Origin of the sequence: Budvicia aquatica DSM 5075 = ATCC 35567, from assembly GCF_000427805.1 — a bacterium.
GTDB lineage: Bacteria > Pseudomonadota > Gammaproteobacteria > Enterobacterales > Enterobacteriaceae > Budvicia > Budvicia aquatica.
Genome location: NZ_KE386588.1, coordinates 1 through 17,489 on the forward strand (window position 1 = coordinate 1; position 17,489 = coordinate 17,489).

15 protein-coding genes and 1 rRNA gene are annotated in these 17,489 nt (G+C 45.6%); 5 read left to right on the forward strand and 11 right to left on the reverse strand.

Annotation, left to right across the window (positions count from 1 at the left end; genetic code table 11):
* A 16S ribosomal RNA gene (locus YWE_RS0123845) occupies nt 1–181 on the reverse strand; the annotation flags it as partial.
* 520 nt (nt 182–701) lie between these two features.
* Between YWE_RS0123845 and YWE_RS0123850 the strand changes: the two genes are divergently transcribed.
* Nucleotides 702–1,433, forward strand: a complete 732-nt coding sequence (locus YWE_RS0123850; RefSeq protein ID WP_029096693.1) for a DUF4184 family protein — start codon at nt 702–704, stop codon at nt 1,431–1,433.
* 34 nt (nt 1,434–1,467) lie between these two features.
* On the opposite strand, the gene YWE_RS0123855 is transcribed toward YWE_RS0123850, so the two are convergent.
* Entirely contained in the window at nt 1,468–2,304 is an 837-nt protein-coding gene (locus tag YWE_RS0123855; protein WP_029096694.1) for a nucleotidyltransferase domain-containing protein, read from the reverse strand.
* Nucleotides 2,305–2,514: 210 nt separating this feature from the next.
* Here YWE_RS0123855 and rtcR point away from each other — a divergent pair, with 210 nt between their 5' ends.
* Nucleotides 2,515–4,107, forward strand: coding sequence for an RNA repair transcriptional activator RtcR (rtcR, locus tag YWE_RS0123860; protein ID WP_029096695.1), 1,593 nt, complete (start codon nt 2,515–2,517; stop codon nt 4,105–4,107).
* A 62-nt stretch (nt 4,108–4,169) separates the two neighbouring features.
* Here the strand turns inward: rtcR and clpB are convergent, their stop codons facing one another.
* From clpB to rluD, 3 genes are all read right to left on the reverse strand, one after another.
* Complete coding sequence (gene clpB, locus YWE_RS0123865; RefSeq protein ID WP_029096696.1) at nt 4,170–6,743, reverse strand: ATP-dependent chaperone ClpB; 2,574 nt, start codon at nt 6,741–6,743, stop codon at nt 4,170–4,172.
* A 133-nt stretch (nt 6,744–6,876) separates the two neighbouring features.
* Entirely contained in the window at nt 6,877–7,608 is a 732-nt protein-coding gene (yfiH, locus tag YWE_RS0123870; RefSeq protein ID WP_029096697.1) for a purine nucleoside phosphorylase YfiH, read from the reverse strand.
* On the reverse strand, nt 7,608–8,585 hold the full coding sequence (gene rluD / locus YWE_RS0123875) for a 23S rRNA pseudouridine(1911/1915/1917) synthase RluD (RefSeq protein WP_029096698.1): 978 nt from the start codon (nt 8,583–8,585) through the stop codon (nt 7,608–7,610). Before rluD ends, yfiH begins: the two co-directional genes overlap by 1 nt.
* Before the next feature lie 133 nt (nt 8,586–8,718).
* On the opposite strand from rluD, the gene bamD reads away from it, so the two are divergent.
* Together bamD and YWE_RS0123885 are read left to right on the forward strand one after the other, a co-directional pair.
* Nucleotides 8,719–9,450 carry an outer membrane protein assembly factor BamD gene (gene bamD, locus YWE_RS0123880; protein WP_029096699.1) on the forward strand — a complete coding sequence of 244 codons (732 nt, stop codon included), beginning with the start codon at nt 8,719–8,721 and terminating at the stop codon, nt 9,448–9,450.
* 202 nt (nt 9,451–9,652) lie between these two features.
* A complete protein-coding gene (locus YWE_RS0123885; RefSeq protein WP_029096700.1) occupies nt 9,653–10,834 on the forward strand; it encodes a pyridoxal phosphate-dependent aminotransferase in 1,182 nt (393 codons plus the stop codon).
* Between the two features lie 89 nt (nt 10,835–10,923).
* On the opposite strand, the gene rplS is transcribed toward YWE_RS0123885, so the two are convergent.
* From rplS to YWE_RS0123910, 5 genes are all read right to left on the reverse strand, one after another.
* A complete protein-coding gene (rplS, locus tag YWE_RS0123890) occupies nt 10,924–11,280 on the reverse strand; it encodes a 50S ribosomal protein L19 (RefSeq protein WP_029096701.1) in 357 nt (118 codons plus the stop codon).
* Nucleotides 11,281–11,336: 56 nt separating this feature from the next.
* The gene (gene trmD, locus YWE_RS0123895; protein WP_029096702.1) at nt 11,337–12,083 is read right to left on the reverse strand and encodes a tRNA (guanosine(37)-N1)-methyltransferase TrmD; all 747 of its coding nucleotides are present in this window, start codon (nt 12,081–12,083) and stop codon (nt 11,337–11,339) included.
* 54 nt (nt 12,084–12,137) lie between these two features.
* Nucleotides 12,138–12,668, reverse strand: coding sequence for a ribosome maturation factor RimM (gene rimM, locus YWE_RS0123900; protein WP_029096703.1), 531 nt, complete (start codon nt 12,666–12,668; stop codon nt 12,138–12,140).
* Nucleotides 12,669–12,686: 18 nt separating this feature from the next.
* Nucleotides 12,687–12,935 carry a 30S ribosomal protein S16 gene (gene rpsP / locus YWE_RS0123905; protein ID WP_029096704.1) on the reverse strand — a complete coding sequence of 83 codons (249 nt, stop codon included), beginning with the start codon at nt 12,933–12,935 and terminating at the stop codon, nt 12,687–12,689.
* Between the two features lie 283 nt (nt 12,936–13,218).
* Entirely contained in the window at nt 13,219–14,634 is a 1,416-nt protein-coding gene (locus YWE_RS0123910; RefSeq protein ID WP_029096705.1) for an amidohydrolase family protein, read from the reverse strand.
* A 265-nt stretch (nt 14,635–14,899) separates the two neighbouring features.
* Between YWE_RS0123910 and YWE_RS0123915 the strand changes: the two genes are divergently transcribed.
* A complete protein-coding gene (locus tag YWE_RS0123915) occupies nt 14,900–16,024 on the forward strand; it encodes a M20 family metallopeptidase (protein ID WP_029096706.1) in 1,125 nt (374 codons plus the stop codon).
* A gap of 60 nt (nt 16,025–16,084) precedes the next feature.
* Here YWE_RS0123915 and ffh read toward each other — a convergent pair whose 3' ends face one another.
* Nucleotides 16,085–17,446, reverse strand: coding sequence for a signal recognition particle protein (gene ffh, locus YWE_RS0123920; protein ID WP_029096707.1), 1,362 nt, complete (start codon nt 17,444–17,446; stop codon nt 16,085–16,087).
* Nucleotides 17,447–17,489: the final 43 nt, after the last annotated feature.

Below are 17,489 nucleotides of genomic sequence, written 5' to 3' on the forward strand. Positions count from 1 at the left end.
TACGCGGTATTAGCTACCGTTTCCAGTAGTTATCCCCCTCCATCAGGCAGATCCCCAGACATTACTCACCCGTCCGCCGCTCGCCGGCAAAGTAGCAAGCTACTTTCCGCTGCCGCTCGACTTGCATGTGTTAGGCCTGCCGCCAGCGTTCAATCTGAGCCATGATCAAACTCTTCAATTAAAAGCTTGATGCTCAAAGATTACTTTCGTAATAAAACTATTGTAATAAATTACAAATGAATTACTGCTTGGTCACTCTTTAAGACTTAGTATATTTTTTTGCCACCATTTACGTGAATAAATAGCAGCTTTGATACCGTCTTGTGAGTGCCCACACAGATTGTCTGATAAATTGTTAAAGAGCGGTGTTGTAGGGAGAAAACTTCCTGCAACACGGGCTGCGAATAATACGCTAACCCGTTAGAGAGTCAAGTGTTAAATCTCAGATTTATTCACCCACATCTCGGTCTGCGCGGCTGTTTGCCGTGTCAGAGGTTGCGCATTATAGGGACTCAAAATTATCTGGCAAGTGTTAATTTTAAAAAACATGCTAAGCGCTCATTTATTCGCCACAGAGATGAGATTCGTCAAATATTTGAGGTTTCACCCGGCCAAAAACACTAACTATTTGTACTTCATTTTATCTTCACACAGTGCGGATAGATTGCCGATATCATTTATTCTCCAAAAGCGGCCCTACTATGCCCTTTACTTTTGCTCATCCGGCCGCTGTCTTACCTTTCAGTTCAGTGTTAGCCAAGAGGTATTCAATGTCAGGAATGATTGCCGGAAGCATGGCTCCGGATTTTGAATACTTTTTTAGAATGGACGTTAAAAGTCTCTACAGCCACACGCTGTCAGGCATCTTTCTTTTCGATATCCCGGTAGCTTTGTTATTAACCGTGCTGTTTCACTGTTCGATAAGAAATGCGTTAATTAATAACCTGCCTAGTTTTCTATACCGCCGCTTAGCCCATCTGGCCCAGCTAGATTGGTTGGTCTATATGCAAAACCACAAAGTCGCATTAACGCTTTCTATTATGTTCGGCGTTATCTCTCACCTGCTCTGGGACAGCTTCACTCATCAGGGTGCATTTTTCGTCGAATACTTTCACTATTCTTTAGTCACCCTCGATTTATTCCACATGTCAGTCCCTTTGTATAAAGTGTTACAACATACGAGTACCATCGTCGGCGGGTTAGTCATTTGTTGTTATATATTGTTAATGCCGCAGTCTGAACCAACACAACCTGACATTTCACTGAAATACTGGCTCGTTGTTACTTATCTGTCTGTCACAATTGTGACTACCAGAATGATTTTTATTTACCCAAGCTATTCATTGGGCATAGTCGTCGTCACTACTTTATCGGCGCTGATGATAGCGTTAGTCATTACCCCCCTCATTTTGAAGATAAGAAGCGCCTGTTAAAAATTAACAGGCGCTTTGAATGAGCATATTGAAATTACAATGTAACGCAGCGTCTTAATAAATCATCGAGTTTCGATACTTCTGGCAGATGTTCATCCTTATCTATCTCGAAAGAACTTAACGCATAGCGGTCTAACTCACCCTCAATGAAATTATGTATATGCCACAATTTATCGCCATACTGAGATTCAGTATTCGCTCGCTTAACTTTCAGCAAATAGTCAATTTCAGCTAATAGCTCCTCGTATTCTTTAGGATTAAGAATATCCAACAATAGAGAGAATGGCATTGGTGGCACGCTGGCCCGCTCCTCAATCCATTTCACCGCCAGCAGCGGGCGTAATACATATAAGTACTTTTTTAGCCTGACGGTATCGCCTTGTAAATATCCGCGAAAGTTTTTCTTCGCCATAGATAAATAGTGGTATCTGGCGCGTATGCTTGAGAAAAATACGTTAGCTAGCGTATGAAGCTCTGACATAAACAATTTATCTTCACGATAAATAATCGGTGAGTCTAACCACTCGAGTAGCGTTGGGTTTGCCCGCTTAAGCAGGCCTAAAGTTTTACGCAGCTCCCAACCACTGATATCCAGTTCGTCATCAAGCGGACGTTCAATAACATCCCTGCCCGGTTCAACGGTCAGATACCAGCTTGCTTTGTGAACATAAATAAAACGTACGTCATAATCGCTATCCGTCGAGGCAAATCCCCACCCTCGGCTCCCCGATTCGCAGGCATAAAGAACGTCTACCTCATATTTTTCTTCGATAACCTTTAGCTCATCTAATATTCGGCTGCGCATTTCATCCGAAACAGGATGATTGCTGGCAGGTAAACTCAGTCGGCCTAAGAGTAAATCCGTTTTCATTATATTTATTCCTCTTGAATGTTTTCAGGCTTTCAATAGTGTCCTGAGTCATATTAGGTAGCGAATATCATGCCAACAATCTGCTAATAAAATCAATGCAATGATAAATATGACTATTTTTAATAAACAGCGATATTTCAACCTAAGCGCTCGAACTTAATTACAAAATATCTTATTCTCTGAGATAGTTTTTATATTTAAGGATAAGTTATGAAACGGGTCGTTATCGGCGTTTTAGGCACTGTGTTAGATAAGCGTGGTAAACGTGAAAACCGCTGGAATAAATGGCGCCCGACCGTAGGCCTTTGCCAGCAGCCTGATGTTCCAATTGATCGGTTAGAGTTACTTCACCAGCCCCGAGACCGCGGAATGGCTGAACAGGTCGCTCAAGATATCATTCAGGTTTCACCAACGACAGAGGTAAAACTTATTCCTGTCCAGTTGAAGAACCCTTGGGATATTGAAGAGGTTTATACAACATTATTAGATTTTGCTGAACACTACACTTTCGATCCCGAAAACGAAGAGTATTTAATTCACATAACTACCGGTACTCATGTTGTACAAATATGCTGGTTTCTACTTACTGAAGCCCACTACCTGCCGGCAAAGCTGATTCAGACGATGCCGGTCAGAGAACGAAAAGAGGAAGAGCAAGTAGCCGTTCCTGCCGGAAATTATTCAATTATCGATCTTGACCTTAGCCGATACGATAAGATTTCAACCCGCTTTCGGCAGCTAAGTGAGAACTCGGTTTCTTATCTGAAAGCCGGTATTGCAACCCGTAATGCCACATTCAACCGGTTAATTGAAGAAATTGAGCGCGTCGCCATTCGTTCAAAAGCCCCGATATTAATGATTGGCCCCACTGGAGCAGGTAAGTCATTCCTTGCCCACAGAATCTATGAGTTAAAGTTAGACAGGCACCAAATCAGCGGTCAATTTGTTGAAGTAAACTGCGCGACCTTGCGCGGAGACAGTGCCATGTCGACGTTATTCGGCCACGTTAAGGGGTCATTTACCGGCGCTCAAAACGATCGTTCAGGATTGCTTCGGATGGCAGATAACGGAATGCTGTTTCTGGATGAAATTGGAGAATTAGGCCTTGATGAACAGGCCATGTTACTTAAGGCTATTGAAGAAAAACGCTTTTTCCCTTTTGGTGGTGATAAAGAAGTACAAAGCCACTTCCAGTTAATCGCAGGAACTCACCGAGATCTGCGTAAACAGGTGAGCGAAGGACTATTTCGCGAAGATCTTTATGCCCGTATAAATTTATGGACCTACCATCTTCCGGGACTGGCTCAGCGCAGTGAAGACATTGAACCTAATCTTGATTATGAACTGGCGAAATTTGCCCGCGAACAAGGGGAGCAAAACCGGTTTAATGTAGAATCCAGGCGCAAGTACCTATCATTTGCCACGTCACCGGGCGCTTTATGGTCAGGAAATTTTCGTGAGCTAGGAGCATCGGTAACCAGAATGGCTACGCTGGCTGAATCAGGGCGAATTACTGACTCGGTAGTCTGCGATGAGATAGCGCGTTTACAAAATGGCTGGGGATATGGCGCGGAAGAAGAGCCATTGCCTGAACTGGAACAACCGATTGATCTGTTTGATCGCTACCAATTGAAATCGGTTTTAGACGTTTGTCGGGCAAGTTCCAGCCTGTCAGAAGCCGGTCGTAAATTATTTGCTATCTCCCGACAGCTAAAACAGAATCCTAATGATGCCGATCGATTAAGAAAATATTTAGCCCGATTTGGCCTCAGTTGGGAAAAAATCAAAACATCATCTGAATAATAAAATTCAGATAAATAAAAGGGTGGCAATATGCCACCCTTTTATACTCTTACCGCTAGCTATTACTGTATAGCGACAATTTTATCACCATCAACGTCCAGCACAACCGGAGCACCAGGCAACAATTTGCCTGACAAAATTTGTTGTGCCAGAGGGTTTTCGATCTCCTGCTGGATAGCACGTTTTAACGGACGTGCACCATAGACCGGGTCGAAACCTTCTTTCGATAACAATGCTAACGCGTCATCAGTAATACTGACGATATAACCACGCTCTTCCAGACGCTGATACAAACGCTCCAGTTGAATGCGGGCAATCGACATAATCTGACTTTCTGCCAACGGATGGAATACCACCGTTTCATCAATACGGTTAATAAATTCCGGGCGGAAATGATGACTAACAACGTCCATAACTAAGTCTTTCATTTCGCTATAGCCCAACTGGCCGAAACGATCTTGAATTAAATCAGACCCTAAGTTAGAAGTCATAATAACCACGGTATTACGGAAATCTACCGTACGGCCTTGCCCGTCAGTTAACCGGCCATCATCTAATACCTGTAATAAAATATTAAATACGTCCGGGTGAGCTTTCTCGACCTCATCCAGCAAGATGACTGAATAAGGACGACGGCGAACAGCCTCAGTTAAATAACCACCCTCTTCATAACCAACGTATCCCGGAGGTGCACCCACTAAGCGAGAAACCGTATGTTTTTCCATAAACTCGGACATATCGATACGCACCATGGCATCGTCACTATCAAACATAAAGTTTGCCAGCGCCTTACCTAGCTCTGTTTTACCGACACCCGTTGGGCCGAGGAACAAGAACGAACCAATTGGCCGATTCGGATCCGATAAGCCAGCCCGACTACGACGAATCGCGTTAGACACGGCCTCAACGGCTTCATTCTGGCCGATAACGCGCTGATGAAGTTCCTGTTCCATGCGTAACAATTTGTCACGTTCACCTTCCAGCATACGGTCAACCGGAATTCCCGTTGCTTTAGCCAGAACTTCGGCGATTTCAGCATCTGTAACCCGATTTCTCAACAGCTTCATGGTCTTGCCTTCTGACTGCATGGCTAAAGCTAGCTGTTTTTCCAGTTCAGGAATTTGGCCGTATTGCAGCTCAGACATGCGGGCCAGATCGCCAATGCGACGAGCCTGCTCCAGGCTTGTTCTAGCCTGCTCTAAATCAGTTTTGATCGTCTGAGTTCCGGACAATGCTGCTTTTTCAGCTTTCCACTCTTCTTCCAGTTCAGAATATTCACGCTCTTTTTGCTCTAACTCTTCGTTAAGCATTTCAAGACGTTTCTTACTGGCATCGTCTGACTCTTTTAATAACGCCTGCTGTTCCAGTTTGAGCTGGATAATCCTGCGCTCTAAACGATCGAGCGGCTCAGGCTTAGAGTCAATTTGCATACGAATACTGGATGCAGCTTCATCAATCAGATCGATGGCTTTATCAGGTAGCTGTCGATCTGAGACATACCGATGTGACAGAGTAGCCGCAGCAACGATCGCCGGGTCTGTAATCTGCACGTGGTGATGCAACTCATAGCGCTCTTTTAACCCACGCAAAATTGCAATGGTGTCTTCAACAGTCGGCTCGGCAACATACACTTTTTGGAAACGGCGCTCCAGAGCGGCATCTTTCTCAATGTACTGACGGTATTCATCCAGCGTTGTAGCACCAACGCAGTGAAGCTCACCGCGAGCCAGAGCAGGTTTCAGCATATTACCTGCGTCCATTGCACCGTCGCCTTTACCGGCACCCACCATGGTATGAAGTTCATCAATAAACAGAATAACGCTGCCTTCCTGTTTAGATAAATCACTCAGTACCGCTTTCAAGCGCTCTTCAAATTCACCACGGTATTTGGCACCGGCAATCAACGCCCCCATATCTAATGAGAGTACGCGCTTATTTTTCAGGCCTTCAGGTACTTCGCCATTAATAATGCGCTGAGCTAAACCCTCAACAATTGCCGTTTTACCTACGCCGGGTTCACCGATTAATACCGGATTGTTTTTAGTACGACGCTGTAATACCTGAATGGTACGTCGAATTTCTTCATCACGACCGATGACCGGGTCTAATTTGCCCTGCTCTGCCCGCTCGGTAAGGTCGATAGTGTATTTCTTTAAAGCCTGACGCTGATCTTCAGCATTGGCATCATTCACGTTATCACCACCTCTTAATTGATCGATAGCCTGAGTCATTTTCTCACTGGTTGCTCCGGCCTTTTTGAGTAAGTCACCCAACTGGCCTCGTTCTTCTAATGCAGCGAGTACAAATAACTCTGACGAAATAAATTTATCATTTCTTTTTTGCGCCAATTTGTCGCAAAGGTTAAGAATCCTGACCAGTTCATTCGATGGCTGTACGTCTCCGCCTGTCCCTTCAACCTGAACGGTACGGCTTAATGCATCGTCTAAATCATTATTCAGACGATTAACATTAACACCCGCAGAAGTCAGCAGCGGGCGAATGCTTCCACCTTCCTGAGACAATAAAGTGCTCATTAAGTGGATTGGCTCAATAAACTGGTTATCACGCCCGAGAGCTAATGATTGAGCATCAGCGAGGGCGAGTTGGAACTTGCTGGTAAGTCGATCCAAACGCATAACACCTCCAAAATATGATTAACATGTTGCTATGTCGTATATATGAGGTTGTTAATGCGTTTTTCAAGACTAAAGTCAATATATATTATTGACGTTATCAGAGGGGATAAGGAAAGAGAATATATTCAATCGGTTAATCAAACCAAATCATACTGGCCATTCGGCCCGTGGTCTGTTCACGCCGATAAGAGAAGAATAATTCAGGCTGGCTAACGGTACAGTAATCACCGCCATACACCTGTTTTATCCCTAAAGCATTCAATCGTTGGCGTGCCAGCATATAAATATCAGCTAAATATTTATCACCTCTGGCAATAAATGCACGTTCAGCCTGCTGACTGACGTTTATAAAGGCCTCACGAACTTCACCGCCAACTTCAAACTGCTGTGGCCCGATAGCCGGACCAAGCCATGCGACAATATTTGCCGGTTCAGCGGCAAAATGCGCCAACGTTTGCTCCAAAATGCCCGCCTGAAGCCCACGCCACCCGGCATGCGCTGCTGCAACTTCATTCCCTTCAACAGAACAAAAAAGCACTGGCAGACAGTCCGCCGTCATAATGGCACAGACTTGCCCCGGCGTTCGGCTATAGCTGGCATCAGCACGACATTGATTTGGCCAAGCCTTATCCAGTGTTAAAACATCGGTACCATGCACTTGCTCAAGCCAGACAACATCATTGCCAAATCCAAGCTGGCGACTTAACCGCTGGCGATTTTGCAATACTAACCCGGCATCATCACCAACGTGATCGCCAAGATTCAGCGTATCGTAAGGCGCCTGACTAACACCGCCATTACGCGTTGTGCTACAGGCATGAACCTGCCCAGGGATTATCCAGTCTGGCTTGAGTAGCGGTATCATTACCAGTTCATCTCATCTTTAAATATTTCGGTATCTGCCCGCAAAGCGGTAACTAATTGCACCATATCATCAGGCAGTGGGGCGTGCCACTCCATCAATTCGCCCGTAATCGGGTGGCTCAGGCGCAGCATGATGGCGTGCAAGGCCTGACGGTCAAAACCACGCAGTACTTGAATAAAGTCCTCTGAAGCCCCTTTCGGTAAACGAGGGCGGCCGCCATATAGAGGATCGCCAAGCAGTGGATGTGTAATATGCGCCATATGGACACGAATCTGGTGCGTTCTTCCGGTTTCTAAACGCAAGCGTAAACGCGTATGTGCACGGAAATGCTCCATGATACGGTAGTGCGTCACCGCCGGTTTGCCCATCGGGTATACAGACATATGCGTCCGCTTGGTCGGATGACGTGCAATATTGGCATCAACCGTTCCACCGGCAGTCATGGTACCCATAGCAACGGCTTCATATTCTCGGGTAATATCACGAGCCTGCAGAGCCTCAACTAACCGAGTCTGGGCAGGAACCGTTTTCGCTACCACCATTAATCCGGTAGTATCTTTATCTAGGCGATGAACAATGCCCGCTCGCGGCACATCGACAATGGCCGGGTAATGATGTAACAACGCATTCAGCACGGTTCCATCAGGATTCCCTGCGCCGGGATGAACCACAAAATCTCTTGGTTTATTGATAACAATAATATCGTCATCTTCATAAACAATATTTAATGGAATATCTTGGGGTAACCAACGGGCTTCTTCTTCGATCAGCGCGTTAATTGAGATACACTCTCCCCCCAACACTTTTTCTTTAGGTTTGGCTATAATTTGCCCGTTCACGGTAACACGTTCTTCTAAAATCCATTCTTTTATGCGAGAACGTGAATAATCAGGGAACAATTCGGCCAAAGCCTGATCTAATCGTTGTCCGAGTTGCGATTCGGCAACTGTTGCTTCAAGTTGTACTTGTTGTGACATAAATAACTTCTTAAGTTTTAAGTTGGGTTTTGACGGTAAAGCCGTTTAAAATAATATGGTATTGTACCTTGTACTTATCGGGAGCTTAATGGATAGTCTCCCCGAACAACATTCTGAGGATAAGCAAAACGTCATGATGCGTATGAAATATTTAGTGGTTGCTGCCACATTGAGCCTGGCGTTGGCAGGTTGCTCGTCGGATACTATCCCTGATAATCCACCATCAGAAATGTACGCTACCGCCCAAGAGAAATTACAAAGCGGTAATTTCAGTGCAGCCATTACCCAATTAGAAGCGCTAGATAACCGCTATCCGTTTGGCCCTTATTCACAGCAAGTCCAGCTGGATTTAATTTATGCTTACTATAAAGCAGACGATTTACCGTTAGCTCAAGCAACCATAGAACGATTCGCTCGTTTAAATCCAACTCACCCAAACATCGATTATGTACTTTACATGCGCGGCGTGACCGATATGGCGTTTGACGATAATACCTTACAAAGTTTCTTTGGTATCGATCGTTCTGACCGCGATCCACAGCACGCACGTAACGCATTCCGTGACTTCACTCAATTAGTACAAAACTATCCACAAAGTGCTTATGCCGCTGATGCTCAAAAACGTTTAATATTCTTACATAACCGTTTAGCTGACTACGAACTCTCAGTTGCACAATATTACACTAAGCGCGGCGCTTATGTTGCAGTAGTTAATCGCGTTGAGCAAATGCTACGTGACTTCCCTAACTCTGAAGCAACCCGTGAAGCATTACCATTAATGGAAAATGCTTATCGCCAGTTAAATTTACCTGCTCAGGCCGATAAAGTTAAACGAATTATTGAAACTAATAATATCAAAAACTAATCGTCGGTTAATCACAATATATCAATCACTACCTCCTGCGTAGTGATTGATATATTTCGGTATTTTTATTTATCAAGCCTATCTTCTGATTCAACTCCCCGTTATACCGCTAATCCTTATTTACTTTGTCTAGAGAACTGGTTAATTTTATTAACACCGCGATCTGCGGCTAAAAATAAAACCAACAACAGCGAGAAACTTAATGGACAGGCGCACCCTATTAAAATCTTCCGGCCTATTGCTCGGCGGTCTAACATTAGGCAATTTAGCCACTAATGTAGCGAAAGCCAGTGCTGATAATCAGACGGCTGACAAAGCAACAAAATTACTGATTCAACCAACCAAAGAGCAACCCTTATTGCTCAACTTCAATGAAAATTCACTGGGAATGTCAGCAAAAGCACAACAGGCGGTAATTGATGCCCTGCCTAATGCATTTCGTTATCCTGATGCCGCAAGAGAACAGCTGATAGAAAAAATTGCTGAATCTCATAAATTAGAATCTAACCAAATATCATTGGGCAATGGTTCATCAGAGTCAATTCAAGCCGCCATACAAATGGCCATTTACCGCGCACAAAAAGCCGGTCAGCAAGTTCAGGTCATTGCGCCCGATCCAACCTTTAATTATGCAGAACTGTATGCCAAAGCCTCGGGCGTACCAACGATTAAGGTCCCTCTGACGGAGAAGCTGGCGTTTGATATCGATACCATGAAAAAAGCCGCAGAGGACTTTCCCGGCTATTCGATTGTCTATCTGTGTAACCCAAATAACCCCACCGCAACGATTACGCCAGCAGATTTGATTGAACCATGGATCAAGGCTGCTCCTGAGCGAGTACTGTTTATCCTCGATGAGGCTTATGCTGAATTTGTCACTGACCCTCGATTCCGTAGCGGAATTGAGTTAGTTGCCAAAGATCACAAGAATGTTATCGTGACCCGTACATTCTCAAAAATCTATGCATTGGCCGGATTACGTATCGGTTATGCGCTAGCACATCCCGATATTATTATGCAGATTGAACCCTTTGTTTCTATGGATAATACCAATACTGCCGGGGCCGTCGCAGCGTTGGCATCATTAGAAGATAAGACCTTCCTGACCATTAGCCGAACCTCAATTGAGACATCGAGAAAAATTGTCACTAATGCGCTGGATAAGCTAGGTCTGGCTTATTTACCATCGCAGGCAAACTTTATTTTTCATAAGGTCAGTGGGGATGTTAAAACCTATCAGGACAGAATGAAGGAATATCACGTATTTGTCGGACGGGAATTTTTGCCAGCTAAAGGATGGAACCGACTGACGTTGGGTACACCTGAAGAGATGACGGCTTTCGTTAGCGTACTGACGGAATTTCGAGCTAAAGGCTGGGTTTAGTGACAGCTATAACCACATTATAGGCCGATAAAAAAAAGGGGTCTGGCAATAGCCAAACCCCGATATAACTAATAGCTTTTGGATGTTGCTTAAGCTTTACTACCAAGACGCTCTTTGATACGAGCTGACTTACCAGTACGCTCACGCAGATAGTACAGTTTAGCCTGACGAACGGCACCACGACGCTTAACAGTAATACTGTCAATAACTGGAGAGTGAGTTTGGAACACACGCTCTACGCCTTCGCCGTTAGAAATCTTACGAACAGTGAATGCAGAGTGCAGACCGCGGTTACGAATAGCGATAACCACGCCCTCGAATGCCTGCAGACGCTTCTTACTACCTTCAACGACCCATACCTTAACTTCCAGGGAATCACCCGGACGGAATGCAGGTACGTCTTGCTTCATCTGTTCTTGTTCAATTTGCTTAATAATGTTGCTCATAATTTCTCTCTTACCCTAGGTAAACTGAAACTGCGGGAACGATTAACCTTCCCTTATTAGTCTTGCTGCGAGTGTTCCTGTTGGAACTGTTTCAGCAGCATTGCTTGCTCATCAGTCAGAGCTAGGCTTTTTAGAAGCTCAGGTCTTCTAAGCCAGGTTCGACCCAACGACTGTTTCATGCGCCAGCGGCGAATATGTTCATGGTTTCCCGAAAGCAGAACTGCCGGTACTTCCATATCGTCTAACACCTCAGGGCGAGTATAGTGCGGACAGTCCAACAAACCGTCGGCAAACGAATCCTCCTCTGCTGACGACTGATGCCCCAGAACACCCGGTATAAAACGGGAAACTGAGTCAATCAATGTCATCGCGGGAAGTTCACCACCGCTAAGTACGTAATCGCCGATAGACCATTCTTCATCGACTTCGGTTTGGATTACGCGCTCATCCACTCCTTCATACCGGCCACAAATCAAAATTAACTTCTGATTAGCCGCCAGTTCGCAAACGCCTTGTTGATCAAGTTTGCGCCCCTGTGGCGAAAGATAAATGACTTTCGCCCCTTCGCCTGCCGCTGTTTTTGCTGCGTGTATGGCATCCCGTAAGGGTTGAACCATCATCAACATGCCGGGACCACCGCCGTAAGGCCGATCGTCCACTGTGCGATGCCGATCGTGCGTGAAATCGCGAGGACTCCAGAACTCTACACTCAGCAGGCCATTCTTTACTGCTCGGCCGGTTACTCCATAATCAGTAATCGCGCGAAACATTTCGGGGAACAGGCTTATTACACCAATCCACATAGTTAACGTTCCATCCGCTACTACCGTTTGATGCTAAATGCATTAACTACGGAGCTAGAAACCAGGATCCCAATCTACCTCAACAAGTTGAGCAGTGAGATCGACTTTCTTGATAACTTGTCCATCCAAGAACGGGATTAAACGTTCTTTAGCGCCAAAAGCATCTTTCAGGTTAGCCCTGACCACCAGAACGTCATTTGAACCAGTTTCCATCATGTCTGTGATTTTACCCAGTTCATAACCTTCGGTTGTTACTACACGGCAGCCCATAAGGTCTTTCCAGTAGTAATCACCGTCTTCCAGTGGAGGCAGTTGCTCAGAGTCAACGGCAATCTCTCGATTGGTTAACCCGTTAGCAACCTCACGATCGTCAATACCTTTCAGCTTGATAATCAGATCCTGATTGTGGCGTTTCCAGCCTTCCAGCTCTACAACGCGCCACTCACCAGCCTGCTGGATATACCACGGCTGATAATCAAAAATACTTTCAGACTGCTCAGTGGATGAGAAGACTCTGAGCCAACCCCGAATACCATATGTAGAGCCCAGTTTCCCGAGTACTATTGGATTTAGTAGTTTGCTCATTGTTGCCACCCAGACAAATTATGCTGCTTTGTTCGCGTCTTTGATCAGCGCACAAACGCGATCAGAAACGGTTGCACCCAGACCAGTCCAATGACTAATACGGTCCAGATCTAAACGCAGACGTTCTGCTTGACCAGCTGCTAGCGGGTTGAAGAAGCCTACGCGTTCGATGAAGCGACCGTCACGTGCATTACGACTGTCGGTCACAACAACTTGATAAAACGGACGCTTTTTTGCGCCGCCACGAGCTAAACGAATTGTTACCATAACATCCTCTTTAGTTAATAAAACACACGGACCCCATCGAGGAACGGGGTCCGGTGCAATATAAAAAGCCCGAAAAGTTTACTCATTCTGGCGCAAAAAGCAACTTAAAGCGCCTGATATTAGTGATTCTGCTTTAAAAGAAAGCCTGAATTTAACCGGCATTGCTGATAATTCAACAAACTGACTCTAAAATTCAATCGCCAATATAGGAGTATCTCATCTATTGAGCTTTAAACTTAGTAATAAATTAAATTAAAAGCCTAAACCTAATAATCATGGCTAATTATCGGGTCTGACTCATCGCCAGTGGCTTTTGTGACGGATCCGCCAGATAGGTTTTAATACCACGCCGTTTTAACGCATCTTCACCCTGTGAAGTACAGATTATTGTGGTGCCACTGCCACATACCAAGCCCTTAAACATCACAATGTTACCACCCACAATCGTGGCTACCGGCGTTCGGCTTTCAACATCTAATACGGTAATATCCGCATCCATTCCAATCCCTAAACTACCTTTATTCGGTAATCTCAACATGCGGGACGGATTCCAAGATGTTTTAAGAATAAATTCATTTAGCGTAATAACATCCAAGAAAACTAACCCCAGGCCTTTTTCAACTAACACATTACGCGGAAGACATCCGCCGTCGGTTGAAAGGCAATCAACCACAAAGTCACCTTCAGGGCGTTTAGCTTCGGCCAACATAATTCTGGGCAATGGCGGGTTTACCGGAAACATGCCGCCCAACGATGTGCCGTTTTCACGCCAAATTTTTATTCCCTGCTCGCCGCTGATGCGAACACTCTCACTGCCGCCATTAATGACACAACCGACTTTACCGGCTCGAAATGCACTTTCCATTCCGACTTCTGTCGCCTCAAACCCTAGCTTGAGCAAACTATTACATGTCACCTTACTGATAGGAACGCCATCTTTACAGGCAAGGCTGGTTCCATTTAGAGGGGAAATGTAGGATTCACTATAGATATGAGGATGTTTCAACAATAAATTGATAGCTTCATAAGTTTCTTCCAACTCACTGATCACCGTACCACGACAATAACTATTGATATGAGCCAGATGTAAAAAATGCCCGTCAGCCATAGCGATGGCTTCGCGCATCCCCTCTATATTTGAACCATGCTCGGTCGTTCCTGCATGCCAGGCAACATATCCGCCCTGCCTGGCTATTTCGGCAATCAATAGTCCGGAAGCATCAGGCGTCAGCGGATAGTGTCCGCCGAGTAATTTAACGCCATAAGCCCCATTCCGCAGGCTGGATTCGACCAGTGAGTGAATTTCTTCCTGAGATGGATTAGAGCAGGTAAAGGTGTAAGGCGGGCTGGCAAACTGTAATATGGCAACGTTTAGCCCCGCCCCATGTTCAGGAATAGATTTCAGAATATCGTCCAGCGGCCCGGCCATATCCAGCGTGGTACATACGCCCGCTTTAGCAAGCATGCTTTGACCGTTATGACTTCCCCAAAACTCACTGACATGGGTATGCGGGTCGATAATTCCCGGAATGGCGGTGTACCCGGATAAGTCAATAAGCTTACGCCCCTGATGCATCGGAATATCCGCTTCAATAGCCGCAATAAGTCCGTCAGAAATCCCGATATCTGCCACGCCATCAACGCCGTTAATCGGATCTTTAATATCAACCTGCTTAATCACTAAATCATAAAGATACATACTTCGCTCCTTACCATTACCAACTTACCGGCATCAACTTCTGGCTCTTATTTGTCGTTATTTTAAGGTGTTCGCCGCACACACTAGCCTGAACGCTAAGACTAACAACCCCGGTCAAAAAGCAACAATGCAAATAAAATGAAGCCGATGCAAAAGCAACATCAGGGATGCATAATTAAATATAAAAAGAGCACCTAAAGCGTTTTATCTTTCCATTACACAGACGCTATACTCAAAAATCCTTTATAAAAACAAGGCAATTATTATGTCTGCAATCCTTTCTTATCTCACTCAGCATCAGGATGATATTCTGGCCGACCTGGAGTTACTGGCCAAAGCGGAATCACCTTCACATGATAAATCTGCGGTAGACGCCTGCGGGCAAGTATTACAACAGCTGTTTATCAGGCATTTAGGCGTAAAGGCTGAAGTTTTTCCCCGTAGCGAATATGGCAACCATCTGGCATTTGATATAGGCAACGGAACGCGAAAGACAATAATTATGGGCCACTTTGATACCGTATGGGATATTGGCCGGCTCTCTCTTCGCCGTGAAGATGGCAAACTTTATGGCCCCGGCGTACTCGATATGAAAGGTGGGCTTATTCAGGCTATCTGGGCAGTAAAAGCCCTTAAAGAGCTGGAGTTACTGGCAGATCATCATATTCGTTTCCTGTGTAATGCTGATGAAGAGCTCGGTAGCCCAAGTTCACGCGAATGGATTGAAGCGCAGGCAAAAGATTGCAGACAGGTATTAGTTGCCGAGCCAACCACTGCCAACAATCATGCGTTAAAGACCGGGCGTAAAGGTACTGGCCGCTTTTATGTGCATATTAAAGGCCGTGCGGCTCATGCAGGAAACAATCCTGAAGACGGTATTAGCGCGATTCAAGAAATGTCTTATCAGATTCAATATCTCCACTCGCTGAATGCCCCTCAAAACGGTACTACGGTCAACGTTGGCGTTGCCAGCGGCGGTAATAAAATTAACGTCGTTGCTGAAGAGGCCAATCTAAGCATTGATGTTCGCGTTACCCGTTTAGATGAAGCAGAGAGAATCCATAAGGCGATTTACGGTTCACAGGCCAAGCTTGCGGGTATTGAATTAACTATCACCGGCGGTATGGTTCGTCCACCAATGGAACGTAATGAAGCTGCTGGTAAACTGTTCGGTATCGCTCAGCAGGCTGCCAAGGCGCTAGGATTTGAAGTAGAAGAGGCATCAGTCGGCGGAGGTAGCGACGGTAACTTTACCGCAGCAATGGGAATCCCAACGCTGGATGGATTAGGCGCTACCGGCGCGGGTCCTCATGCCGAATACGAACATATTATTATTGAAGATCTGCCAAAGCGCTCTGCGCTACTGGCCGAACTCATTACCCGGCTTTAATAAAAACCCCCTTTAACCTATCAGTTAAAGGGGGTTTTAATCATCACAAAAAATTAAAAGTTAACGGCCCGGGAATCCCGGTGGCATCATACCTTTCATGCCGCGCATCATTTTAGCTAAACCGCCCTTCTTCATCTTTTTCATCATGCGTTGCATTTCATCGAACTGCTTAAGCAGGCGGTTAACATCCTGTACCTGCATACCTGAACCGGCCGCAATCCGACGCTTACGGGAACCTTTGATAATTTCAGGCTTAGCCCGCTCTTTGAAGGTCATAGAGTTAATGATTGCCTCCATGCGCACCAGCACCTTGTCATCCATCTGAGATTTAACGTTATCCGGAATCTGACCAGCCCCCGGTAACTTACTCATCATACTGGCCATGCCGCCCATATTACGCATTTGTTTTAACTGGTCGAGGAAGTCGGTCAGATCAAAACCATCGCCTTTTTTCAACTTAGTGGCTAGCTTTTCAGCCTGCTCACGATCGACACGACTTTCAATGTCTTCGATCAGCGAGAGCATATCCCCCATACCGAGAATGCGTGATGCAACACGGTCAGGATGGAAAGGCTCCAGCGCTTCGGTCTTCTCACCGACGCCCAAAAACTTAATCGGTTTACCGGTAATATGGCGAATAGACAATGCCGCACCGCCGCGGGCATCACCATCCACTTTAGTCAATACAACACCGGTAAGCGGCAGCGCTTCATTAAAGGCTTTAGCCGTATTAGCCGCGTCCTGACCGGTCATTGCATCAACAACAAACAGCGTTTCTACCGGGTTAATGGCTGCATGGACCTGTTTAATTTCGTCCATCATCGCTTCATCAACGTGCAAGCGACCTGCGGTATCGACGATCAGAACGTCATAAAATTTTAGCTTAGCCTGTTGTAAGGCTTTATTAACGATATCAACCGGTTTTTCCTGAGCGTCTGACGGGAAGAAATCGATAGCGATAGCTTCAGCCAGCGTTTCTAACTGACGGATCGCCGCTGGGCGATAAACGTCGGCAGAAACAACTAATACCTTTTTCTTTTGCTTTTCTTTTAAGAATTTAGCCAGTTTAGCAACGCTGGTTGTTTTACCTGCACCTTGCAAACCGGCCATTAAAATTACAGCCGGAGGCTGAGCCGCCAAATTAAGTTCGTTATTCTCTTCACCCATTGCCGCCACTAACTCTTGGCGAACAATCTTGACGAACTCTTGCCCCGGCGTCAGGCTTTTATTAACTTCTTGCCCTACCGCACTCTCTTTTACTCGGCTAATAAAGTCGCGAACAACCGGCAGAGCCACATCAGCTTCAAGTAAAGCCATGCGAACTTCACGCAAAGTATCTTTAATATTGTCTTCAGTCAGCCGCCCACGGCCACTGATATTACGCAGCGTGTGCGATAATCGATCGGTTAAGTTTTCAAACATCGTCTGTCTCATGCTCAACGTTATGATAAACCGCCTAGGCGGC